Raw genomic sequence first — 21,541 nt, 5'->3', positions numbered from 1 at the left:
CACGGACGGCGCGATCTTGCGTCACGGTTTCACCAGATTGGGGCGGCCGTTGGGCGGCCTCGGATCACGACGTTTTCACGCAGTCTTGTTTTTTGTGCGAAAGCAGCCTATATCAGCCCCATTGATATTTCGGCCGATCGATCCGGGCCTCGCGATCTTCGCGTTTGCTGACGTCTATCTCCAAAATCTCGATGCACACCGGCTGGACTTCGGTCCGGTCATACCAAAGCAAATGTGAAGGACTATTTTTATGGCAACTGGAACGGTCAAGTGGTTCAACGCCACCAAGGGTTTCGGCTTCATCCAGCCTGACAGCGGCGGCGCGGACGTTTTCGTCCACATCTCGGCTGTCGAGCGCGCTGGCCTGTCGACCCTGGTCGAAGGCCAGAAGATCAACTTCGAGATCGAGCAGGACCGCCGCACTGGCAAGTCGTCCGCTGGTTCTCTGAGCAAGGCAGCCTGATTTTGAAATGGCGCGCGCCGGACGAGAGTTCGGGGCGCGCGGCAAGTCACGGATGTACTGACGGTCGCGCGAGAAGCGCGCCGGAGCGGAAAGACCCGACAAGCTGGAACAGCAGATAGCTGCCGGCCCGGACCGGACGCTCCCAATCAGGCTACCGAAATGGGAAGGCGGGATTTATCCCGCCTTTTTATTTGTCTGGAGTTTGGGCGCCGCAGCCGGCGATATAGCCCCACTTATGGTGCTTTTGGTCCAATAGTGGTACCATTTCGTCATGACAAAGCTTGAGCAAATTGAAAAATCCATCACCGAACTGAGCCCCGAAGAACTAAAGGCGTTTGCCGCCTGGTTTGAGGCGCTCCGGGCCGATCAATGGGACAAGCAGATTGAAGCCGACGCCAATGCAGGTCGGCTGGACAAGCTGGCCGCACAAGGTTTGGCCGATCATCGCGCCGGCCGGACCCGACCTCTGTGAACCACGTCCTCAATCATCGACAATTTGGCGAAGGCGACGAAGCTGCATCCTTCTCCCGTTTCTATACGGGGAGAAGTGCCCGGCAGGGCGATGAGGGGCAGCGCTGACGATTCGAAATTCCCTCCTTTTTGAACTTACCCGGAAAGGCTGGCGCCGCCCCTCATCTGGCTGCCGCCATCTTCTCCCCGTAGAACGGGGAGAAGGACGCAGTGTGGCCGGCGCCGCCTACCCCACCCACCCGATCGGCACGTGCCCCGGATCCGCTTCCACGCGGCCGAGCCAGGCGACCACCGCCGGATAGGCGTCAAGCTGGAAGCCGCCCTTTTCCGCCGTGTGCGTGTAGGCATAGAGCGCGATGTCGGCGACGCTGTAGGCGCCACCGCTGAAGAAGGTATGGGTTTCGAGATGCCGGTTCATCACACCAAGCGCTTTGTTGCCGCGCTCCAGCGTCACTGCCAGCCGCTCCGGCGTGGCATCCCTGGCGCGCTCGGGAACGGTCAGCAGTACCTTGCGCACGGCAATGTAGGGTTCGTGGCTGTACTGTTCGAAGAACAGCCACTGATAGGCCAACCCCCGCTCGTATCTGTCCGTCGGCAGAAAGCGCGTGCCTTCGGCGAGATAGAGCAGGATGGCGTTGGATTCGGCTAGCCGGCGGCCGTCGTCGAGTTCCAGCAGCGGCACCATGGCGTTCGGGTTCTTGGCGACGAAATCGGCTTTGCGCGTATCGCCGGCATGCGAACTCATCTCGACAGTGGTGAAGGAAAGGCCGAGCTTGGCCATCAGCAGGCGCGGCTTGTAGCAATTGCCGCTGTCGATCATGCTGTAAAGTATCATCGTCTGGTCCCCGAGCGCTGCTTCTAAGGGCGGGATTATCGCAGCGGCGGCATCCTCAACCAATGATTTGTTTTGGCGCGACCATCAACGCCGCTTATGCAACGGCACCACCTTGTTGTCGAAGCCAAGCAGCGCCTCGATGGCAAGCGGCTTCTCATCGAAGAGGGTGCCGGCCAGCGCCGGACGCCCGAGCAGAAAACCCTGCAGCAGGTCGACGCCGCCTTCGATCGCTACTCGCAGGTGGACGGGCTGTTCGATCCCCTCGACCAGCACCTTGGCGCCACGGTCATGCAGGCTAGACACCAGCGGACGAAAGAAGCGTTCCGCGGCGGCATGACGGCAGAATTCCGCGAACCAGCCGCCATCGATCTTGACGATGTCGGGCTGGAGCAGGCTCACCCGCTCCTCGGTCGAGTGGCCGGTGCCGAAATCGTCGATGGCGATGCGGATGCCGCCGCGCCGCATCTCGCGCACCAGCCTGGCCAGCAGCGCATCGTCCGCTGCCTGTTCGGTGATTTCACAGACCAGCATGGCGGGCGCCAGGCCGAGTTCGTCGAGATGCCGGCTCATCAGCCGGATCTCGGCCAGCGCCCGTCCAGCATGGTCGTTGACCAGCGGGTTGTAGTTGAAGAACAGGTCGAGCCCATCGACGCCGATATTGTGGAAATTCCTGAGATGCAGCACCCGGCACATGGTTTCGACGAACAGCCGGTCCGCGGCCGCGAGGCTGTCGAAGAACATCCTCGGCGACCCTGGCCGGCCGGCGCGGTGCGGCTCGATCAGGCCTTCGACGGCCGCCGGATATAAGCTGTCGCCGCGCGGGGCGTAGATCGGCTGGTAGGCGCTGCGCAGGCGGAAGTCGCCATGGACGCCATATTCGATGCCGATCTCGTCGACGAAGATCGCGTCGCCGAGTATGCGCCGCCGCTCGGCCCTCATGGCACGACCCTGCGCCCGAAAGCCTTTGCCGGCCGCCCCGCGCGCGGCACAGTGGGAGCGGGAGCAGGCGCGTGGCTTGCGGCGGGGACAGGTTCGGGACTGCTCCTGGCGAAAACACGGAAACTCGTCGGCGCCAGTTCGGGACGGGCCAGCACGTAACCCTGGACCATCGAGGCGCCCGATCGCTCGGCCAGTTCCAGTTGCCAGCCTTCCTCGATACCCTCGAACACGGTGCGGATGCCCTGGTCCTCGAAGCTCCTCACCATGGAGGTCAGCAGCGCGAAACCAGCGCCCGATTCCATCAGTTGCGTGATCCACTGCGCATCGAACTTGACGATGTCGGGCTTCAACTCCTTGATGCGGTTGATGTCGGAATCGTCAGCGCCATAGTCGTCGACGGCGATGCGGAAGCCGTTGGCTCTGAGCGCCGCCACGAAGCCGTGCAGGGTTTCCTGCGACGCCGATCTCTGCTCCGTCACCTCGCACACGACGCGGCCCGGATCGATGCCGGCCTCGTGCAGCACCAGCCGCATGTCGCGCAAGGCACTGTCGGCGACAGCGCGCTCGGTGAACACCGACGGGTCGAAATTGACGAAGATCGACGCCTCGTGCGGCAGGCAGGCGCCCGCATTGAGCAGATGCAATGTCCTGGTCAGCGCTTCGACGTGCAGGCGGTCGGCGGCCGGGCATGTCGAGAAGAAGCTCATCGGCGATTGCGGCTCGCCATCGCGAAACGGACGGATCAGCCCTTCGAAAGCGGCAACCGAGAGCTTGCCCTCGTTAAAGGCGAAGATCGGCTGGAAAGCACTCTGCAGCGTGTAGATGCCCCAGACACCTGACGAGGTGCCGTCATCATGACGGATGATATGGGCAAGCCCAATGCTGCGTGACAAGGGTTCCTCGCTCCGCGACCTGGCGGAATTGGATTTACGATCCTGCCATGCAAGCCTCTACCGTGCGTTAATGAACTTTCTATTGATCACGCCTTATTGGCCGCACCGCCATACCTGGCCCAGCCGACAATGCTTGCACTTGCCGGCGTCATGCGACATGAGAGGCGCCGCGGCCGCTTCTGGCCGCGCCGATCCTTTGGAGAGACAAAAGGTCATGGCCTTTCTTGCCGACACCCTTTCCCGCGTTAAGCCTTCCGCCACCATCGCGGTGACGCAGAAAGCCCGCGAGCTGAAAAATGCCGGCCGGGACATCATTGGCCTTGGCGCCGGCGAGCCGGACTTCGATACGCCCGACAACATCAAGAACGCGGCGATCGAGGCCATCCGCCGTGGCGAAACCAAGTACCCGCCGGTTTCGGGCATCGTCCCGCTGCGCGAGGCGATCGCCAGGAAGTTCAAGCGCGAGAACAATCTCGACTACAAGCCCGAGCAGACCATCGTCGGCACCGGCGGCAAGCAGATCCTGTTCAACGCCTTCATGGCGACGTTGAACCCCGGCGACGAGGTCGTCATCCCCCGCCCTTACTGGGTCAGCTACCCCGAAATGGTGGCGATCTGCGGCGGCACTTCGGTGTTTGCCGACACCTCGATCGACAATGGCTTCAAGCTGACCCCAGCGGTGCTGGAGAAGGCGATCACGCCGAAGACCAAATGGCTGCTGATGAACTCGCCATCGAACCCGTCGGGTGCCGCCTATACGGAGGCCGAGCTGCGGGCGCTCGCCGACGTCCTCTTGAAGCATCCGCATGTCTGGACGCTGACCGACGACATGTACGAGCACCTGACCTATGGCGACTTCGTCTTCAAGACCATCGCCGAGGTCGAGCCGAAGCTCTACGAGCGCACGCTGACCATGAACGGCGTCTCGAAAGCCTATGCCATGACCGGCTGGCGCATCGGCTACGCGGCCGGTCCGGTCCAGCTGATCAAGGCGATGGACATGATCCAGGGCCAGCAGACCTCGGGCGCCTGCACCATCGCGCAATGGGCCTCGGTCGAGGCGTTGAATGGCCCGCAGGACTTCATCGCCAGGAACAAGGCGATATTTCAAGGCAGGCGCGACCTCGTCGTCTCGATGCTCAACCAGGCGCGCGGCATCTCTTGCCCGTCGCCCGAAGGCGCCTTCTATGTCTATCCGTCCTGCGGCCAGCTCATCGGCAAGAAGACCAAGTCCGGCAAGGTGATCGACACCGACGAGGCCTTCTGCTCGGAACTGCTCGAGGCCGAGGGCGTCGCGGTGGTGTTCGGCTCGGCCTTCGGCCTCGGCCCCAACTTCCGCATTTCCTACGCCACGTCGGACGCGTTGCTTGAGGAAGCCTGCACCCGCATCCAGCGCTTCACGGCGTCGCTGACCTGATCTGGTAAGTCCAAAACAAAACCCGGCGTCAACGCTCAGGCGTCACCGCCGGGTTTCGTCAATCCAGGCTCAGCACTCAGCCGCCATATTGCGCCGGCGTCACCGCTTCCAGCCAGTCGGCATGGATGCCGTCGAGCGCCTCCTGCATGGCGATGTGCGTCATCGCCGATTTCAGCGCCGCGCCATGCCAATGCTTCTCGCCGGGCGCGAAGGAGATGACGTCACCGGCCCTGATCTCCCGGATTGGCCCGTCCCACGTCTGGGCCAGGCCGGCGCCCGCGGTGACATAAAGCGTCTGGCCAAGCGGATGCGTGTGCCAGTGGGTGCGCGCGCCGGGTTCGAAACTGACCAGCGTGGCCCTGAGCCGCGCCGGCGCCTCGGTCTCGATGATCGGCGTCTGCAGAACCCGACCGCTGAAGTATTTGTCCGGCGCGATGACGGTCGGCACGCTGCCGCAAGCAATTATTTTCATGGTCTGTCCCTGGTGGAAGCCGGCGAAACATCGGCCCCTTTCGAAGTGAAACGCATTCTCGGCCCGAATTGGCCCTGATGCAATCGGCCGTGTGGCGGGATTGGACGGAGGCCTGATTTTCTCTTAACCATGAACCTTGCCCGCTTGGGATCGCCGAGCGAAATGCCGGCGAATTCAATGTCTTCTTAACGGCTGCCCACTAGCCGTGAGCCTGCATTGCGGGGGCTGGCCGATGAGCATACTGGCGACGATCAAGGACCATAGCGGCCGGATCTACCGCGGTATCCAGTCGCTGCTTGTGATCAGCATCGCCGTAGCGGCACTTGGCGCTTTCGACATCTTGCAAGACCTACCGGCCGGCAGTGCCTTCGCCATCTCGATACTGGCCACGAGCCTGGCCTTGCTGGCACTAATGTATATGCGCAGCAGCGTCGTCCATCGGCTCCAGTCGGCCGCCGCCGCCGAGGCCGAGAAACATCATTTCCTCACCAGGGACGCGATGACCGGCGCGATGACGAGACGCTATTTCCTCGAAGCGCTGCGCGACAGCCTGGGCACCATGCGCGACAGGCGCGAGGCGACCTTGCTCTTGATCGACCTCGACCATTTCAAGCAGTTGAACGACACGTTCGGTCACCAGTTCGGCGACCTCACCCTGATGCATCTGGTCAAGACCTCGGAGCGCATCTTTGCCGGTGCCATGGTCGGACGCCTCGGCGGCGACGAATTCGGCGTCATCATTCCGCATGGCGACCTCGCCGCCATCAACAAGGATGTCAGGCAATTGCTGGATGCCATGCGCGCCGGCAAATCGCATGAAGGCAAGACCATTCCGCTCTCCATTTCGGTTGGCGTGGCCCTGGCGCCAGCCCATGCCTCGAACACGACGGAACTGATGCTGGTTGCCGATCTGGCGCTCTATGAAAGCAAGGCGGCCGGCCGTGGCCGCGTCACCGTCTTCGACGAGGAGATGCTGTCCGACAAGCGCTACCGGCGCCTGGTCGAACGGGAATTGCGCGCCGCGGTCTATCTCGGCGAACTCGAACTGCATTACCAGCCGATCGTCAACCCGGACGGGTCCACCCAGGCGCTCGAAGGGCTCATCCGCTGGCGTCACCCGGTGCGCGGGCTGATCGCGCCGGCCGAGTTCATCGCCATCGCCGAACGCTCGACGCTGATCGACATGCTCGGCGAATGGGTGTTCAAGCGGGCCTGCGCCGACATCGGCCAGTTCCCCGGCCGCCGCATCTCCATCAACGTCTCCGGCGAGCAGCTCAAGCGCGACGAGATCGTCACCATGTGCGCCCGCGTGCTGAAGGAAACCGGCCGGTCGGCGTCACAGTTCATCATCGAGATCACCGAGACGGTGGCGACCGCCGCCACATCGGAGATCCTGCGCCGCCTCGAGGCATTGCGCGGCCTCGGCTTTCACATCGCCCTCGACGATTTCGGCACCGGCCATTGCGGCTTCAACTATCTCAAGACCTTGCCCGTCGATATCATCAAGATCGATCGCTCCTACATCCGTTCCCTCGCCCATGACCAGGTGGCGCAGATCTTCGTCTCGGCGCTGGCGCAGATCGCGCGCATCCAGCAGGTCACCATCGTGGCGGAAGGCGTCGAGACCGCGGAAGAATTCGCTCTCGCCAAGGCCGCCGGCTGCAACCGTTTCCAGGGTTATTTCTTTGGCAGGCCGGCGCTACGCGACAAGCTCGCGCTGCCTGACGGACGCTCGGCCGAACCGCTGGCGCTCAGCGCCTGAGCCGGCCATCCGCACCGGCTTCCTATTTTCCTTGCCCTCCCGGCAAACAAGTGGGACGATAATCGCGGGCAGGCCGAAACAGGCCGCTCGCGACGGTCGAACAGGCCGGCCGCCGCTCAGGACCGATTGACCTTGGCCTGAACCATGAATGCCAGTCGGTCCCCAGGAAAACGCCTGAGTGGAGGTCAGTCATGGGTAATCGCGCCGGAGGACGACGCACGGGACCGAAATGCATTGCCATAGTCGGTCCCTTCGCAAGCGGTAAGACGACACTTCTCGAAGCCATATTGGCCCGTACGGGCGCCATTCCCCGCCAGAACCCGGTTTCCTCGGGCAACACCGTTTCAGACCATTCGCCCGAGGCGCGCGCCCATGCCATGAGCGTCGAGGCGTCGATCGCCACCACCGAATTCATGGGCGAGCAGTTCACCTTCATCGACTGCCCCGGATCGATCGAATTCTCCTTCGAGGCCGAACCGGTGCTGGCCGCCTGCGATGTCGCGGTGGTCGTGGCCGAGGCCGACGAAAAGAAAATCCCCGCCTTGCAGCTCATCATGCGCAAGCTCGACGATCTCGGCGTGCCGCGCATCCTGTTCCTCAACAAGGTCGACAAGGCGATCGCGGGCGTGCGCGACACGCTGAAGATGCTGCAGCCGACGAGTTCGGCGCCGCTGCTTCTGCGCCAGATTCCGCTGCGCAAGGACGGCGTCGTCATCGGCTCGATCGATCTGGCGCTGGAGCGCGCCTACATCTACCGCGAATATGCCGAGAGCGAGGTGGCCGAGATACCCGGCGACGACAAGGCGCGCGAGCTGGAGGCGCGCTTCTCGATGCTGGAGACGTTGGCCGACCATGACGACCAGTTGATGGAGCAGTTGCTCGAGGAGATCGAGCCGCCCAAGGACGCGGTCTTCGACGACCTCGCCGCCGATCTGCGCGACGGCGCGGTGACGCCGGTGCTGATCGGCACCGCCGAGAAGGGCAATGGTGTGCTGCGCCTCTTGAAGACGATCCGCCACGATGCGCCCGACATCGAGGCGACCCGCAAGCGGCTCGGTGCCCCGGACGGCAACGCGACGGTGGTCCAGGTGATGAAGACCATCCACACGCCGCATGGCGGCAAGCTGTCGGTGTCGCGCATCCTGTCCGGCCAGCTTGCCGACGGCTCGGAACTGTGGCTGCCCGGCGGCGACACCGCCAAGGTTTCCGGTATCTACAAGATGCTGGGCAAGGACCAGGTCAAACTGACATCCGCCAGGGTCGGCGACACCGTGGCGCTCGGCAAGCTGGACGAGGTCAAGACAGGCCAGACGCTGAGTTCGGCCAAGGGCGGCATCAAGCCGCTGTTCAACTTCGAGCCGCCGCAGCCGGTCTTTGCCTTCGCGCTGCGCCCCAAGGAGCGCAAGGACGAGGTCAAGATGTCGGCCGCCATCCAGCGCCTGGCCGAGGAAGATCCCTCGCTCAGCCTGCGCCACAACCAGGACTCGGCCGAGACCGTGCTTTCGGGCCACGGAGAGATGCATCTGCGCGTGGTGCGCGAGCGGCTGGAGGGCAAGAACCAGATCCCGGTCGAAGGCCATGCGCCGGCCGTGCCCTATCGCGAGACGATCCGCAAATCGGTGCAGCAGCGCGGCCGCCACAAGAAGCAGTCCGGCGGCCACGGCCAGTTCGGCGATGTGGTGATCGAGATCAAGCCGCTGCCGCGCGGCTCCGGCTTCCAGTTCACCGACACCATCACCGGCGGCGTCGTGCCCAAGACCTATATCCAGTCGGTCGAGACCGGCATTCGCGACTACCTCAAGTCGGGCCCGCTCGGCTTTCCCGTGGTCGACGTCGCGGTCAACCTGTCGGATGGGTCCTACCATGCGGTCGATTCCTCCGACATGGCCTTCCAGATGGCGGCCAAGCTCGCCATGAAGGAAGGCATGGCCGCCTGCTCGCCGGTGCTCCTGGAGCCGGTGATGAAGGTCGAGATCGTCACGCCTTCGGACGCGACATCGAAGATCATCGCCCTGATCCCGCAGCGGCGCGGCCAGATCCTGGGTTATGACGCGCGGCCCGACTGGCCGGGTTGGGATGTCGTCGAGGCGACCATGCCGCAGGCCGAGATCGGTGATCTGATCATCGAGCTGCGCTCGGCCACCTCGGGCGTCGCCAGCTACCGCGCCGCTTTCGACCATATGGCCGAACTCACCGGCCGTCTCGCCGACGAGGCGATGAACGCCAACGGCAAGGCGGCCTGATTTTGGCCGCCCGTTTCTCTGGCCGCCCGTTTCTCTGGCCGATGCGCATGAAGCCCCCTCGAATGATCGAGGGGGCAAAACCAAAAACGACGCCCGGGGGGCCGGACGCCGTTTTGTTCGCGGACCGTTTTCTTGGGAGGAGAAACGGCAGGTCCGCCGCGTGTAAGTCGCCTAACTCCGGCGGGAAAAGGTTCGGACGCGGTAGCCGCCTGAGCCCGGGCCGTACGAGTGATGCCCCCATCTCCCGTCCGAACCACACCGCGTCCTATCCTTCACTTAGCAGATGAAGGGCGTGCTTGTCATGTTACCAGAGGTTACATGACACTGTTACGCGGCAATTCCGGTGAAATTTTCATCTGCACTGCAGGATGCGGGCAACAAAGCCAGGGTGCGGGCAACAAAAAAGCCGGATCAACGAAGATCCGGCTGAGTTTGATTGGAAGTGCCTGTTAAGGCTAACCTCCAGAGGGGAACACTCGAGGGCGCTAATGGGAGGAGAACGCGCCCAGGAGATGATCTACATATCTGCTCATCATGCCCAAGAAACAAGCATCTATTTTGCAACACACGCATGCAAAAAGATGCAGGCTGTGGTCTAACCCATTCCGAGAGCCAGTAGGACCAGCAGAATCGGCGAAAATGGGCGCCCGATGAAGCGATTGCCGTGACCCAATCGTCAATCACGCTCGGCTTTCGTTCCAAAATCGCAAAAATGCATAGTGACGTGCGAACGGGCAGCAGGCGTTTATTCCTGAGGCATGTCGCCCAAAACCGCGGAGGCAAAATATGCGGACCCTTTCGGCGATCGCCGGTAGTGCCGCCTTTTTCATCGCCGCGCCTTGCGTCGTCGCAGGGCTGGCGCCGTGGCTGCTGAGCGACCGCTGGAGGCTGCCACGGTCGAGCCTGCCGGGCATGGTGCCGCTGGGCTGGGTCCTGACCGCGGTCGGAGTGGCGGCATTGCTGCACGCCTTCGGCCGCTTCGCGCTGGAAGGCCTCGGCACGCCCGCCCCGGTCGCGCCGACCGAGAAACTGGTGGTCGGCGGCATCTATCGCCATGTTCGCAATCCGATGTATGTCGCCGTACTGGCGATCATTCTCGGCCAGGTGCTGATGTTTTCGAGCTGGACGCTTGCCGCCTATGGCGTCGTCGCGGCAATCGCCATGGCCACCTTCGTCAAGCTCTACGAGGAGCCGACGCTCGCCGGCCGCTACGGTGCCGAGTACGATGCCTACCGCCGCAACGTACCGGGCTGGCTGCCGCGGCTGACGCCCTGGAAAGGACAGGTTCGCGGAACTGACCTTGGATCAGAATGACCAGCTTCTGGCCTTGGCGATGATGAAGTCGCGGAACACGTGCAGCTTGGCCTGGTTCTTCATCGCGTCGGGATAGGCGAAATAGGTGTCGAAGGACGGCACCTCTGTCTCCGGCAAAAGCTGCACCAGGCCGGAATCCTTGCTGATCACATAATCCGGCAGCATGGCGATGCCGGCGCCACCCTGCACGGCGCGCTTGATCGACAGGATGTCGTTGATCTGCAGTGTCGGCACGCGCCGGCCGCTCTCGAAATCACCGACCGTCTCCAGCCAGTTCAACTCCGACAGATGCGACGGCACAGGCAGGCCAAAGGTGACGATGCGATGGCTTCTCAACTCTGCGATCGAGCCCGGCTTGCCATATTTGGCGACGTAGGATGGGGCGGCGTAGAGATGGAAATGCACGGTGAACAGACGGCGCTGGATCAGGTCCGGCTGTTGCGGCTGGCGCAGCCGGATGGCGCAATCGGCCTGGCGCATGGTGAGGTCGAGCTCCTCATTGGCGAGGATCAGCTGCAGGCTGATTTCGGGGTAGAGCTCGATGAACTCCTGCACCCGCTCGGTCAGCCAGCCGGCGCCAAGGCCAACGGTCGTCGTCACCCTGAGCACGCCGGACGGCCGGTCCTTGGTCTCGGTCAACCGCGACTTGATGGTTTCCAGCTTCATCAGCACGTCATGCGCCGTGCGGAACAGCATCTCGCCCTGTTCGGTCAGCACCAGGCCGCGTGCATGGCGGTTGAACAGCGGCACGCCGACATCATGTTCGAGCGCGCTGACCTGCCTCGATATCGCCGATTGCGACAGATGCAGCGTCTCGGCCGCATGCGTAAACGACCCCGCTTCCGCCGCAGCGTGAAACACGCGTAGCTTATCCCAGTCCAACGCCATGACTTCCCCTCGTTCCGGTTGGCGTTTGAATGAAAAATCAGGCTTTTACACGGCGTTTCTAAGCCGTTTTTTTAACAGTTTGCAGCGGCCCCTATTCCGCTGCTTCGCGATGCACCTCGATGCCGGCCAGATACTTTTCCGCTTCGAGCGCGGCCATGCAGCCGAGCCCGGCCGCCGTCACCGCCTGGCGGTAGATATCGTCCGTCACGTCGCCGGCGGCGAACACGCCAGGCACGTCGGTACGCGTCGAGTCCGGCGCCGTCCACAGATAGCCGTTCGGCTTCTGCTTCAGCTTGCCGGCGAACAACTCGACCGCGGGCGCATGGCCGATGGCCACGAAGACGCCGTCGATCTTGAGGTGGCTCTCGGCACCGGTCACGGCATGCCTGAGCTTCAGCCCTTCGACCGAAGGCGGCAGCGGTGCCTTGCCCGGCCGCCCGGTGATCTCGTCGACGATCGTGTCCCAGATGACGCGGACATTGTCCTTCTTCAACAGGCGCTCACGTAGGATGCGCTCGGCACGGAAGTCCGAGCGCCTGTGGATGACGGTGACACTCTTGGCGAGGTTGGACAGATAGAGCGCCTCTTCCACCGCCGAATTGCCGCCGCCGACCACCGCGACATCCTTGCCGCGATAGAAGAAGCCGTCGCAGGTGGCGCAGGCCGAAACGCCGAAGCCCATGAAGTCCTGCTCGGTCGGAATGCCCAGCCACTTGGCTTGCGCGCCGGTGGCGATGATCAGTGCATCGGCCGTGTAGGTCGTGCCGGAATCGCCCTTGGCACGGAATGGCCGCACGTTGAGATCGACCTCGGTGATGATGTCGTTGATGATGTCGGTGCCGACATGCTCGGCCTGCTTGAGCATCTGCTCCATCAGCCACGGCCCCTGGATCGGATCGGCGAAGCCGGGATAGTTCTCGACATCGGTGGTGATCATCAACTGGCCGCCTTGCTGCAGGCCGGCGACGAGCATCGGCTTCAGCATGGCGCGCGCGGCATAGACCGCCGCCGTGTAGCCGGCCGGGCCGGAACCGATAATGAGAACAGGCGCGTGCTTGGTGGTCATTTAGAGCCTCTGCGGGGCAGACAAACGGGTGTGCCTTGGAAAAAAGACGTGGAATGTCGTGCTTAATGTAAGGGTTGCCAATCACGCCAGCAAGACGAACGGGCCGTCGTCCCCGGAAAGCTTCGGCCCCATGTGGATATTCGCGCGACGGCCGCTTTCGTTACCGTTCCAGAATCGCGTTGACGAGGGCTGGCATCGACACAAAAGTCGTTTAATTACAAAATCGCGAAAGATTCTTGCGCAACCTGATCATCGAGAACCCTCATGCCACTCAAGGCCGACCTCGACGCCATCGACTGGAAGATCCTGCGCGAGCTCCAGTCGGACGGGCGCATGACCAATGTCGAGCTGTCGAACCGCGTCGGCATTTCGGCCCCGCCCTGCCTGCGCCGGGTCAAGCGGCTGGAGGAAGCCGGCATCATTCGCGGCTATCGCGCGCTGCTCAACGCCCCGGCGCTGGGCCTGGACGTGGTCGCCTTTTGCCTGGTCGGGCTGCATCACCAGGCCGATGCCGAACTGCGTATCTTCGCAGAGCGCACGCGCGGCTGGCCGATCGTGCGCGATGCCTGGATGGTGTCGGGCGAGTCCGACTTCCTGTTGCATTGCGTGGCCAGCGACCTCGGTGCCTTCCAGACCTTCGTCATCGAGGAACTGACCTCGACGCCGAATGTCGACACGGTCCGCACCGCGCTCACCATCCGCCGCGTCAAGGATGAAGGGCTGGTCTCGTTCGAGCGGCCCTGAGGCCGGGCGAACGCCCGTGCGCTGGCGAGTTCCAGAGGTTCGCCACACCGGTGCCGCGTTGGTATTCGAAAGACGCTGATGTACAAGGCTCTGCCGAACTTCACTGCTTGGCCAGGCGCTTGACTGGCTTCTCAAGCAGTTCCAGGAAAAATATGTAACGGTTTTCCGCCCGGAATTGCTTGAGAACAAATGGCGCGAGCAGCATGAATTCCGGGAGGATCCGCCATGGGAAGGGGACCATGACTCGATTTGCAAGCCCGATTTCGGCGCTTATCATCTGCATGAACGAGGCTGGCATGATCGGCCCATGCCTCGACAGCGTCGACTTCTGTGCCGAGATCATCGTCGTCGATTCTGGTTCCACGGACGGCACCCTGGACATCGTCCGGGAATTTATCACCAAGGGCTATCCGATAAGGTTGATTCACAATGACTGGCCGGGCTTTCCGCGTCAGCGGCAATTCGCGCTCGATCATGCCACGCAGCTATGGTGCCTTGCGATCGAGGCCGACGAGGCCGTCGACGATGAGCTGCGGCAATCGATCATCGCCGCGATAGGGCCCGGGAACGACGCCGTGGATGGATGGTACATAAGACGCCGCGACAAGCTGAAGGGCTACGGCTATGCGCACCGCTGGGTGTTGCACAACCGGCTGATGCGCCTCTTCCGCCGCGATAAGGCCACCATGGATCTGAGCCTTCGGGTGCATGAATCGTTCGAGGTCCCGGGCGAGACCCGCACGATCGACAACGGTGTGATCCTGCATCGCCGCGAAGTGACCGTCGAGGAGGACCTGGCAAGGGCCAACACCTACTCCAGCCTCAAGGTTGCCACGCTGGTCGAAAGGGGCAAGAAGCCCGGCCTGGTGCGGCTGGTGCTGTCGCCGCTCGGCAACTTCCTGAAATTCTACCTGGCCAAGCGCTACTTCCTGTGCGGCCGGCATGGCTTCGTCTACTCGATGTCGGTGATGATCTATTCCTTCGCCACCGAGGCCAAGCTCTACGAAGCCTCGCGGCGCGACGACCAGCTGTAGACCCTCAATCCCCGCGATCCCCAACGAGCGTCTCGATGGCGGCGGTGAGGCCGCCGAGATCGTGGTCGTCATGCAGGCGCCTGATGGCGAAGCCAGGCTGGAAGGCCGCCTCGCCGTCGACCAGCCAGCCTCGTGCCAGGCCGGCGCGCCGGGCCGCCTGCATATCCGCCAGCTTGTCGCCGACCATCAGGGAACCCCGGAGATCGAGATCAAGGCGCCTGCCCGCCTCGATCAGCATGCCTGGATTGGGCTTGCGCATCGGGTGGTCCGCGATGGCGAGCGGCCCGACACCGGCCTCGTGATAGGCGCAGGCCAGCACCATGTCGACGAACACACCTTCCCCATGCAGCAGTTCGAGCACGCGGCCGTTCACTTTGGCGAAGACGTCCCAGCCGAAATAGCCGCGCGCGATGCCGGACTGGTTGGTGACGATGACCACCGGGATCCCGCACCGGTTGGCGGCGGCGATCGCCGGCAGCATCCCTGGCCTGAGCTCGATTTCGGCCGGATCGCTGGGATAGTCGGTATCGACATTGATGGTGCCGTCGCGGTCGAGGAACAGCGCCGGCGAGCGTGCCGGGAAAATCCTGTCGCCGATCCGCTCCACCCACAGGCCGGGTTCGGTCAGCGGGTGCGGCGTTCCGCTCCTGTCAGCCATTCGACAGGCGCGCTTCGACAACCTCGCACAGATAGTGATAGAGGCACAGATGGCCTTGCTGGATGATAGGCGTCGAGGTCGAGGGGACGTTGAGCAGGATGTCGGTGAGCGGCTTCAGCTTGCCGCCAGTGTCGCCGGTCAGGCTGATCACCGTCATGTCCATCATACGCGCCTGTTCGGCCGCGGCGAGGATGCTCGGCGAATTGCCGCTGGTCGAGATCGCCAGAAGCACGCCGCCGGCCGCGCCATGCGCCTCGACCTGGCGCGAAAACACCGTGTCGAAGCCGTAATCATTGCCCCAGGCGGTCAGCATCCCGGCGTTGGCGGGCAGCGCGATGACATTGTAGGCCTTGCGCTCCTTGAGGAAGCGGCCGACCAGTTCGGTGGCGATATGGATGGCGTCGCTGGCCGAGCCGCCATTGCCGCAGACCAGCAAGGCCTTTCCCTGGGTAAGCGCCGTCACCACGGCGCTCGCCGCCCGCTCCATCTCGCCGGTCAGATCGCGCTCGACCGTGGCAGTGATGGCGGCCGCCGAGCGGACCAGATAGTCGTTCAGTTCAGACATGAGATCCCTCAGTTGGTGGCGCCACCGGCGCGCAATTTGCCGATGGTGCCGGTGGTGCTCTTGCCGGCGACGAGATCGACCAGCACGACGCGCCCGCCGGCCTTTTGCACCACATCGGCACCGACCACGGTGTCGACCGTGTAGTCGGCGCCCTTGACCAGTATGTCGGGCAGAAGCGCCTCGATCAGCGCCAGCGGCGTATCCTCCTCGAAGACAATGACGGCATCGACCGAGGCGAGCGCTGCCAGCACGCAGGCGCGGTCATGCTGGTCGTTGACGGGGCGGCCCGGTCCTTTCAGCCGCCGCACGGAGGCATCGCTGTTGAGCCCGAGCACCAGCCGGTCGCACTGGCTGCGCGCCGCGTGCAGCAGGCTGACATGGCCGGCATGGAGGATGTCGAAGCAGCCATTGGTGAAGCCGACGCTCAGGCCCTCCGCCTTCCACGCCGCCGCCATGCGCGCGGCCGAGGCGGCGTCGAGGATGGCGTCCTTGTGCGCGGTCGGACCATGCGAGCGAAACAGCGCGCCGGTAAGTTCCTCGACGCTGAGCCGCGCCGTGCCGCGTTTTCCCACCACGACGCCGCCGGCGGCGTTGGCGATGGCGGCGGCGGCGACAGGATCGGCGCCGGCGGCAAGCGCCAGCGCGAAGGTCGCGATCACCGTATCGCCGGCGCCAGAGACGTCGAACACCTCGCGCGCCTGGGTGGCGATGTGGCTTGCCTCGTCGGGGCCGACCACGCTCATGCCCTTTTCGCTGCGTGTGGCGACGACGAACTCGAAGCCATGCGCCGAAATCAGTTCGCGTGCCGCCGCCACGATCTCCTCATCGCCGAACACCGCGCGGCCAACGGCCTCGCCTAGTTCCTTGCGGTTGGGCGTGACGGCGGTCGCTCCGGCATAGCGCGCATAGTCGCGGCCCTTCGGATCGACCAGTACCGGCTTTCCCGCCTCGCGGCAGATGGCGATCAGCTCGGCGGCGACGCCGTCCAGCAAGATGCCCTTGCCATAGTCGGACAGGACGACGATGTCCGCCTGTTTCAGCGCATCCCGGAAACGGCGGATCAGCTCCGCCCGTTCCGCCGCGCCGAGCGGCTTGATCTCTTCCTCGTCGAAACGCAGCACCTGCTGGTTGAGCGCGCTGAAGCGGCTCTTCGACGAGGTCATGCGGCCGCGCTGCTGCGCAAGACCCGTCGTATCGGCGCCAAGCTCGCCCAGCATCCGCACCAGGCTGTCGCCGGCGGGATCCGTGCCGATCACCGACACCGGAATGGCGCGCGCGCCAAGCGAGACGATGTTGGCCACGACATTGCCGGCGCCACCCATGGCCGAGCTTTCGCCGCGTCCATGCAGCACCGGGATCGGCGCTTCGGGCGAGATCCGCTCGATGACGCCATTGACGAAGCGGTCGAGGATGATGTCGCCGACCACCAGCACGGCAACGTCGCCAAAGCGCGCGATGGCGCGGTGCAGGGGCTCGGGAGAAGGCGGATTGTGCTTGATCATGTCATCTGCCACGCGCGGGAAACGCCGATCTCAGATAGGTCGAAACACCAGATTTGCGAGGCCGGTCGGTCATGCCTGCCGATATACCGCAATTCGGCACAGCGCAACGCCGGGGCGGAGGCAAACCCGGAGAGGTCAGCTTTTCTGCAAGGCGACGTGCACGCCAAGCCCGACCAGCACCGCGCCGCCGGCCCGCTGCATCAGCCGCTGTGCCCGGCTCGAACGCCGCAGCCGGCCGATCACGAGGCCGGCCAGGAACACGCAGACGACATCGGCCGAGGAGAACATCAGGTTGACGATGGTGCCCAGCACGACGAATTGCAGCCACACCGGGAACGCCGCCGAGGCATCGATGAACTGCGGCAGGAACGCCATGAAGAAGATCGCGGTCTTGGGATTGAGCACCTCGACGGTGATGCTCTCGAAGAACGCGCGCCGCGCCGACTTGCGCTCGATCGCGGGCAACGCCACGTCGCCCTCCACGCGCTTGCGAAACAGCGAGACCCCCAGCCAGATCAGGTACAGCGCGCCGACCAGCTTGACCGCCATGTAGAGCGGCGGCACGGCGTGGAACAGCACCGACAGGCCGGCGGCGGCGGCAAAGACATGCACATAGCCGCCCAGATGGATGCCGAGTGCCGCCGTCAGCCCCGACCAGCGCCCGCGCGCCATCGTCTGCGCGGCGGCATAGAGCATCGCCGGGCCCGGGATATAGGCGAAGATCGCCGTGGTGGCAAAAAACGCGATCAGCAGTTCGGTCGACGGCATTTCTTGTCCCTTGATAATTGCGTCTCGGACAGGCTGCGCCTTGCTTCATATTGGCGTTAGCACAGATGTGGGTATCTTCGAATTCGTCATCCTAACCTTTTTCAGGCGTCGGCGCTGCCCCTCACCTGCCTGCCGGCATCCTCTCCCCGTATAGAGACGGGGAGAGGGACGCTGTCATCGATGATTTCGCCAATTTTCAACGTTGCAAGAGAAGGCGGCGAGGTTGCGTCCAGTCCCTTCTCCCCGTCACTATACGGGAGAAGGTGCCGGCAGGCGGATGAGGGGCGGCGCTGGCCTGATGTGATTGTCAGCAAGCAGCCTATGGCCACTCCCTAGACAGCAGCTTTGGGCTTAATCACGGATCCTGCTTTGTCGACAGCCCGGCCAGCCTCCCTTATAAGGACCGGAATCGTACGCAACCAGAGGCCTTCATGATCATCGTCACGGGCGGCGCCGGCATGATCGGCTCCAACATCGTCGCCGCGCTCAATGCGGAAGGCCATGACGACATGCTGGTCGTCGACGACCTAACCGATGGCCACAAGATCGCCAACCTCGCCGATCTCAGAATATCGGACTATCTCGACAAGGATGATTTCCTGGGCCTCATGGAGGCTGGCTCGCTCGGCCGCATCGAGGCCGTGTTCCACCAGGGCGCCTGCTCGACCACCACCGAGTGGAACGGCAAGTTCATGATGGAGGTGAATTACGCCTATTCGAAACGGCTGCTGCATGCCTGCCAGGCGCTGCGCGTGCCCTTCCTCTACGCCTCCTCGGCCTCAGTCTATGGCGGCGGATCCGAGTTTCGCGAGGAGCCGGCGCTGGAGCGGCCGCTCAACGTCTATGCCTATTCCAAGAAGCTGTTCGACGACTATGTCAGGCGCACCGTCTTCGACAGCGATCATTCGCAGGTCGCCGGCCTGCGCTACTTCAACGTCTATGGCCCGCGCGAGGCGCACAAGGGCGCCATGGCCTCGGTCGCCTTCCACCTGTTCAACCAGGTCGAGCGCGGTGAAAATCCGAAGCTGTTCGGCGCCTATGACGGTTTTGGTCCCGGCGAACAGAGCCGAGACTTCATCCATGTCGGCGATGTCGCCGACGTCAATCTGTGGCTGTGGAAGCGTGGCGCGAGCGGCATCTTCAACTGCGGCACCGGCCGCGCCCAGCCGTTCCGCGCCATCGCCGAAACGGTCATCGACACGCTGGGCAAGGGCGAGATCGAGTTCATCCCCTTCCCCGACCACCTCAAGGGCAGCTACCAGAGTTTTACCCAGGCCGATATGTCCCGCTTGCGCGGGGCCGGTTATAACGGTCAATTCCGGAGCGTCGAAACTGGCGTCAGAGACTATGTCGAATGGCTGAAAGCCCAACGATCCTCGTGATCGGCCCACGCTGGGTGGGCGATATGGTGATGGCGCAGTGCCTGTTCTCGGCGCTGAGGGAGCTCCATCCCAATGCCGCGATCGATGTGCTGGCGCCGGCCTGGGCGGCACCTCTGGTCAAGCGCATGCCTGAAATCCGCCAGCAGATCGACTTTCCGCTGAAGCCCGGCGCGCTCGAATTCAGCCATCGCCGCCGTTTCGGCCGCCTGCTGCGCGGCCGCTACGACATGGCCTATGTCCTGCCGGGCAGCTGGAAGTCGGCGCTGATTCCGTTCTTTGCCCGCATTCCGCGCCGTTTCGGCAATTTGCGTGAAATGCGCTATGGCTTGCTCACCGACATCGTGCCCTTGCCCGACGCCGTGAAACGGCGCACCGCGCAAGCCTATTTCGGCCTCGCCCAGGGCGGCAACTTCCGCGCGCCCCGGCTGACCGTGGATCCGAAGAACCAGGCCAGCTTGCTTGAGCGTTTCGGACTGGCGCCGCAGGAATTCGTGGCGCTGATGCCCGGTGCCGAGTTCGGCCCGGCCAAGCGCTGGCCAAGCGAACACTATGCCGGACTTGCCCGCGACTTCATGGGCAAGGGCTTGAAGGTCGCCCTGTTCGGCTCGAAGAACGACCGCGACGTGACGGCCGAGATCGCGGCGCTTGCCCCCGGTGTCTTCGACCTCGCAGGCCAGACGCGGCTGGAGGACGCCATCGACCTGATCGCCGCGGCGCGGCTCGCGGTCTCCAACGACAGCGGGCTGATGCATGTCGCGGCCGCCGTCGGCACTCCGATCGTCGCCGTCTACGGCTCGACTTCGCCTGAAAACACGCCGCCGCTGGCGGAGCGGCGCGAACTGGTCTGGCTCGGCCTGTCCTGCTCGCCTTGCCACCAGAAGATCTGTCCGCTCGGCCACCTCAATTGCCTCAGAACAATGGAAGTCGGCCAGGTCGCCGCCGCGGCGGACCGGCTGCTGGAAGTTCCGGCCGCGGCATGAAGGTGCTGATCGTCAAGACCTCGTCGATGGGCGATGTCATCCACACCTTTCCGGCCGTCGAGGATGCCTCCCGCGCCCGGCCCGATATCGCTTTCGACTGGTGCGTGGAGGAGGCGTTTGCCGGCATCGTCGCGCTGCATCCGGCGATCGGCACCATCCACACGGTGGCGATAAGGCGCTGGCGGAAGGCCCTTTTCGACGCCAACACCTGGCACGAGGCGGCTGAACTGCGCCGTGCCTTGCGCGCCTGCCGCTACGATCTCGTCATCGATGCGCAAGGCCTGCTGAAGTCGGCCCTGGTGGCACGCCAGGCGCGTGCACCGATCGCCGGTTTCGATCGGTCGAGCGCGCGCGAACCCTCGGCGACGCTGTTCTACGACATCACCTACGCCGTGCCACGCGACCTGCACGCCATCGAACGAACGCGCCGGCTGTTCGGGCTGGCGCTCGGCTATCGGCCCGATCTTTCGACGCTCGATTCCGGCATTGTCGCGCCGGTGGGCGCGGTCGCGCCCATCGATGGCAAGATCGCCTTCCTGCTGCACGGCACCAGCCGCGAGGACAAGAAATGGCCTGCCGAGGACTGGATCGGAACAGCCCGCCTGCTGGTCGAGCGCGGCATGACACCGGTAACCACCTGGTCCAACGAACGGGAAAAGGCGGTGGCCGAAGCGATCGCCAAGGCCGTGCCATCCACGGTCGTGGTGCCCAAATCGCCGCTGGCCGACATCGCCGCCATTCTGGGCCGCTCGACGCTGGTCATCGGCGCCGACACTGGGCTGACCCACCTCGCCAGCGGCTTCGGCCTGCCGACGGTGGCGGTATTTTTGGCGACCGAGCCGGGTCTGACCGGGCCGCGCGGGCCGTACGCATCGACGCTCCTGGCAGCGCCCGGGGACCATGTGATGCCTGAACAGGTAGTCGCGGAAGCGGAACGACTTTTAGAGCTTAGCCGGACAACCGCTGGAAAAGGCTGACTTTTCGACCGAACGATTGGAAAGGTCAGCGCTGCCCCTCATCTGCCTGCCGGCATCTTCTCCCCGTATAGAGACGGGGAGAAGGGGCTGATGTCCGAACCGGATAGATAGGTAACAGAATGGACTGATTGCATGGGTGACAGTTTTCTTGTCCGCCGGGAGGACCGG

The 21,541-nt window shown here is 63.9% G+C and carries 21 protein-coding genes; 11 read left to right on the top strand and 10 right to left on the bottom strand.

What is annotated here, in order from left to right:
* Window positions 1–250 precede the first annotated feature (250 nt).
* Window positions 251–463 carry a cold-shock protein gene (locus LB569_RS27440; RefSeq protein ID WP_015316174.1) on the top strand — a complete coding sequence of 71 codons (213 nt, stop codon included), beginning with the start codon at window positions 251–253 and terminating at the stop codon, window positions 461–463.
* A 271-nt stretch (window positions 464–734) separates the two neighbouring features.
* The gene (locus LB569_RS27435) at window positions 735–935 is read left to right on the top strand and encodes a hypothetical protein (protein ID WP_224694829.1); all 201 of its coding nucleotides are present in this window, start codon (window positions 735–737) and stop codon (window positions 933–935) included.
* 225 nt (window positions 936–1,160) lie between these two features.
* Here LB569_RS27435 and LB569_RS27430 read toward each other — a convergent pair whose 3' ends face one another.
* The 3 genes from LB569_RS27430 to LB569_RS27420 form a co-directional block, all read right to left on the bottom strand.
* Entirely contained in the window at window positions 1,161–1,769 is a 609-nt protein-coding gene (locus tag LB569_RS27430; protein ID WP_224694828.1) for a glutathione S-transferase family protein, read from the bottom strand.
* 84 nt (window positions 1,770–1,853) lie between these two features.
* Complete coding sequence (locus tag LB569_RS27425; RefSeq protein ID WP_224694827.1) at window positions 1,854–2,708, bottom strand: EAL domain-containing protein; 855 nt, start codon at window positions 2,706–2,708, stop codon at window positions 1,854–1,856.
* Complete coding sequence (locus LB569_RS27420) at window positions 2,705–3,601, bottom strand: EAL domain-containing protein (RefSeq protein WP_224694826.1); 897 nt, start codon at window positions 3,599–3,601, stop codon at window positions 2,705–2,707. Before LB569_RS27420 ends, LB569_RS27425 begins: the two co-directional genes overlap by 4 nt.
* Before the next feature lie 214 nt (window positions 3,602–3,815).
* On the opposite strand from LB569_RS27420, the gene LB569_RS27415 reads away from it, so the two are divergent.
* A complete protein-coding gene (locus LB569_RS27415) occupies window positions 3,816–5,018 on the top strand; it encodes a pyridoxal phosphate-dependent aminotransferase (RefSeq protein WP_224694825.1) in 1,203 nt (400 codons plus the stop codon).
* Window positions 5,019–5,094: 76 nt separating this feature from the next.
* On the opposite strand, the gene LB569_RS27410 is transcribed toward LB569_RS27415, so the two are convergent.
* The gene (locus tag LB569_RS27410; protein ID WP_224694824.1) at window positions 5,095–5,490 is read right to left on the bottom strand and encodes a cupin domain-containing protein; all 396 of its coding nucleotides are present in this window, start codon (window positions 5,488–5,490) and stop codon (window positions 5,095–5,097) included.
* Between the two features lie 232 nt (window positions 5,491–5,722).
* Between LB569_RS27410 and LB569_RS27405 the strand changes: the two genes are divergently transcribed.
* From LB569_RS27405 to LB569_RS27395, 3 genes are all read left to right on the top strand, one after another.
* Window positions 5,723–7,252 (top strand): putative bifunctional diguanylate cyclase/phosphodiesterase, encoded by a 1,530-nt coding sequence (locus LB569_RS27405; protein WP_224694823.1) that lies wholly within the window; start codon window positions 5,723–5,725, stop codon window positions 7,250–7,252.
* A gap of 191 nt (window positions 7,253–7,443) precedes the next feature.
* Complete coding sequence (locus LB569_RS27400) at window positions 7,444–9,495, top strand: elongation factor G (protein ID WP_224694822.1); 2,052 nt, start codon at window positions 7,444–7,446, stop codon at window positions 9,493–9,495.
* Window positions 9,496–10,281: 786 nt separating this feature from the next.
* Complete coding sequence (locus LB569_RS27395; RefSeq protein WP_224694821.1) at window positions 10,282–10,809, top strand: methyltransferase family protein; 528 nt, start codon at window positions 10,282–10,284, stop codon at window positions 10,807–10,809.
* Here the strand turns inward: LB569_RS27395 and LB569_RS27390 are convergent.
* Together LB569_RS27390 and trxB are read right to left on the bottom strand one after the other, a co-directional pair.
* Window positions 10,801–11,697 (bottom strand): LysR family transcriptional regulator, encoded by an 897-nt coding sequence (locus LB569_RS27390; RefSeq protein WP_127873461.1) that lies wholly within the window; start codon window positions 11,695–11,697, stop codon window positions 10,801–10,803. The two genes, LB569_RS27395 and LB569_RS27390, sit on opposite strands and share 9 nt — an antisense overlap.
* 91 nt (window positions 11,698–11,788) lie before the next feature.
* Entirely contained in the window at window positions 11,789–12,763 is a 975-nt protein-coding gene (gene trxB / locus LB569_RS27385; protein ID WP_127873462.1) for a thioredoxin-disulfide reductase, read from the bottom strand.
* 264 nt (window positions 12,764–13,027) lie between these two features.
* Here trxB and LB569_RS27380 point away from each other — a divergent pair, with 264 nt between their 5' ends.
* Together LB569_RS27380 and LB569_RS27375 are read left to right on the top strand one after the other, a co-directional pair.
* Window positions 13,028–13,507 (top strand): Lrp/AsnC family transcriptional regulator, encoded by a 480-nt coding sequence (locus LB569_RS27380; protein WP_140704957.1) that lies wholly within the window; start codon window positions 13,028–13,030, stop codon window positions 13,505–13,507.
* Between the two features lie 239 nt (window positions 13,508–13,746).
* On the top strand, window positions 13,747–14,541 hold the full coding sequence (locus tag LB569_RS27375) for a glycosyltransferase family 2 protein (RefSeq protein ID WP_224694820.1): 795 nt from the start codon (window positions 13,747–13,749) through the stop codon (window positions 14,539–14,541).
* 4 nt (window positions 14,542–14,545) lie between these two features.
* Here the strand turns inward: LB569_RS27375 and gmhB are convergent, their stop codons facing one another.
* The 4 genes from gmhB to LB569_RS27355 form a co-directional block, all read right to left on the bottom strand.
* Window positions 14,546–15,199 (bottom strand): D-glycero-beta-D-manno-heptose 1,7-bisphosphate 7-phosphatase, encoded by a 654-nt coding sequence (gmhB, locus tag LB569_RS27370; RefSeq protein WP_224694819.1) that lies wholly within the window; start codon window positions 15,197–15,199, stop codon window positions 14,546–14,548.
* Entirely contained in the window at window positions 15,192–15,764 is a 573-nt protein-coding gene (locus LB569_RS27365; protein WP_224694818.1) for an SIS domain-containing protein, read from the bottom strand. The genes gmhB and LB569_RS27365 overlap by 8 nt, the downstream gene beginning before the upstream one ends.
* A gap of 8 nt (window positions 15,765–15,772) precedes the next feature.
* Window positions 15,773–17,266, bottom strand: a complete 1,494-nt coding sequence (rfaE1, locus tag LB569_RS27360) for a D-glycero-beta-D-manno-heptose-7-phosphate kinase (protein ID WP_224694817.1) — start codon at window positions 17,264–17,266, stop codon at window positions 15,773–15,775.
* 135 nt (window positions 17,267–17,401) lie between these two features.
* The gene (locus LB569_RS27355) at window positions 17,402–18,034 is read right to left on the bottom strand and encodes a LysE family translocator (RefSeq protein WP_140704947.1); all 633 of its coding nucleotides are present in this window, start codon (window positions 18,032–18,034) and stop codon (window positions 17,402–17,404) included.
* A 431-nt stretch (window positions 18,035–18,465) separates the two neighbouring features.
* On the opposite strand from LB569_RS27355, the gene rfaD reads away from it, so the two are divergent.
* The 3 genes from rfaD to waaC are packed head-to-tail and all read left to right on the top strand — an operon-like array spanning window position 18,466 to window position 21,373.
* A complete protein-coding gene (gene rfaD, locus LB569_RS27350) occupies window positions 18,466–19,416 on the top strand; it encodes an ADP-glyceromanno-heptose 6-epimerase (RefSeq protein ID WP_224694816.1) in 951 nt (316 codons plus the stop codon).
* Window positions 19,389–20,396: a lipopolysaccharide heptosyltransferase II gene (gene waaF / locus LB569_RS27345; protein ID WP_224694815.1), complete on the top strand. Its 1,008-nt coding sequence runs from the start codon at window positions 19,389–19,391 to the stop codon at window positions 20,394–20,396. The genes rfaD and waaF overlap by 28 nt, the downstream gene beginning before the upstream one ends.
* Window positions 20,393–21,373 carry a lipopolysaccharide heptosyltransferase I gene (gene waaC, locus LB569_RS27340; RefSeq protein WP_224694814.1) on the top strand — a complete coding sequence of 327 codons (981 nt, stop codon included), beginning with the start codon at window positions 20,393–20,395 and terminating at the stop codon, window positions 21,371–21,373. Before waaF ends, waaC begins: the two co-directional genes overlap by 4 nt.
* Window positions 21,374–21,541 lie beyond the last annotated feature (168 nt).

The sequence above is a fragment of the Mesorhizobium sp. BH1-1-4 genome (genome assembly GCF_020165665.1).
Classification (GTDB): domain Bacteria; phylum Pseudomonadota; class Alphaproteobacteria; order Rhizobiales; family Rhizobiaceae; genus Mesorhizobium.
The sequence above is the reverse complement of the archived record's forward strand: the minus strand, read 5'-3'. Positions and strand labels throughout refer to the sequence as shown.

Bases quoted from the DNA above. Each gene is read 5' to 3' on its own strand.
- LB569_RS27390 (WP_127873461.1), bottom strand. From the start codon at position 11,697: ATGGCGTTGGACTGGGATAAGCTACGCGTGTTTCACGCTGCGGCGGAA.
- trxB (WP_127873462.1), bottom strand. From the start codon at position 12,763: ATGACCACCAAGCACGCGCCTGTTCTCATTATCGGTTCCGGCCCGGCC.
- waaC (WP_224694814.1), top strand. From the start codon at position 20,393: ATGAAGGTGCTGATCGTCAAGACCTCGTCGATGGGCGATGTCATCCAC.
- LB569_RS27435 (WP_224694829.1), top strand. From the start codon at position 735: ATGACAAAGCTTGAGCAAATTGAAAAATCCATCACCGAACTGAGCCCC.
- rfaE1 (WP_224694817.1), bottom strand. From the start codon at position 17,266: ATGATCAAGCACAATCCGCCTTCTCCCGAGCCCCTGCACCGCGCCATC.
- LB569_RS27355 (WP_140704947.1), bottom strand. From the start codon at position 18,034: ATGCCGTCGACCGAACTGCTGATCGCGTTTTTTGCCACCACGGCGATC.
- waaF (WP_224694815.1), top strand. From the start codon at position 19,389: ATGGCTGAAAGCCCAACGATCCTCGTGATCGGCCCACGCTGGGTGGGC.
- rfaD (WP_224694816.1), top strand. From the start codon at position 18,466: ATGATCATCGTCACGGGCGGCGCCGGCATGATCGGCTCCAACATCGTC.
- LB569_RS27415 (WP_224694825.1), top strand. From the start codon at position 3,816: ATGGCCTTTCTTGCCGACACCCTTTCCCGCGTTAAGCCTTCCGCCACC.
- LB569_RS27425 (WP_224694827.1), bottom strand. From the start codon at position 2,708: ATGAGGGCCGAGCGGCGGCGCATACTCGGCGACGCGATCTTCGTCGAC.
- LB569_RS27375 (WP_224694820.1), top strand. From the start codon at position 13,747: ATGACTCGATTTGCAAGCCCGATTTCGGCGCTTATCATCTGCATGAAC.
- gmhB (WP_224694819.1), bottom strand. From the start codon at position 15,199: ATGGCTGACAGGAGCGGAACGCCGCACCCGCTGACCGAACCCGGCCTG.
- LB569_RS27430 (WP_224694828.1), bottom strand. From the start codon at position 1,769: ATGATACTTTACAGCATGATCGACAGCGGCAATTGCTACAAGCCGCGC.
- LB569_RS27440 (WP_015316174.1), top strand. From the start codon at position 251: ATGGCAACTGGAACGGTCAAGTGGTTCAACGCCACCAAGGGTTTCGGC.
- LB569_RS27395 (WP_224694821.1), top strand. From the start codon at position 10,282: ATGCGGACCCTTTCGGCGATCGCCGGTAGTGCCGCCTTTTTCATCGCC.
- LB569_RS27365 (WP_224694818.1), bottom strand. From the start codon at position 15,764: ATGTCTGAACTGAACGACTATCTGGTCCGCTCGGCGGCCGCCATCACT.
- LB569_RS27405 (WP_224694823.1), top strand. From the start codon at position 5,723: ATGAGCATACTGGCGACGATCAAGGACCATAGCGGCCGGATCTACCGC.
- LB569_RS27410 (WP_224694824.1), bottom strand. From the start codon at position 5,490: ATGAAAATAATTGCTTGCGGCAGCGTGCCGACCGTCATCGCGCCGGAC.
- LB569_RS27380 (WP_140704957.1), top strand. From the start codon at position 13,028: ATGCCACTCAAGGCCGACCTCGACGCCATCGACTGGAAGATCCTGCGC.
- LB569_RS27400 (WP_224694822.1), top strand. From the start codon at position 7,444: ATGGGTAATCGCGCCGGAGGACGACGCACGGGACCGAAATGCATTGCC.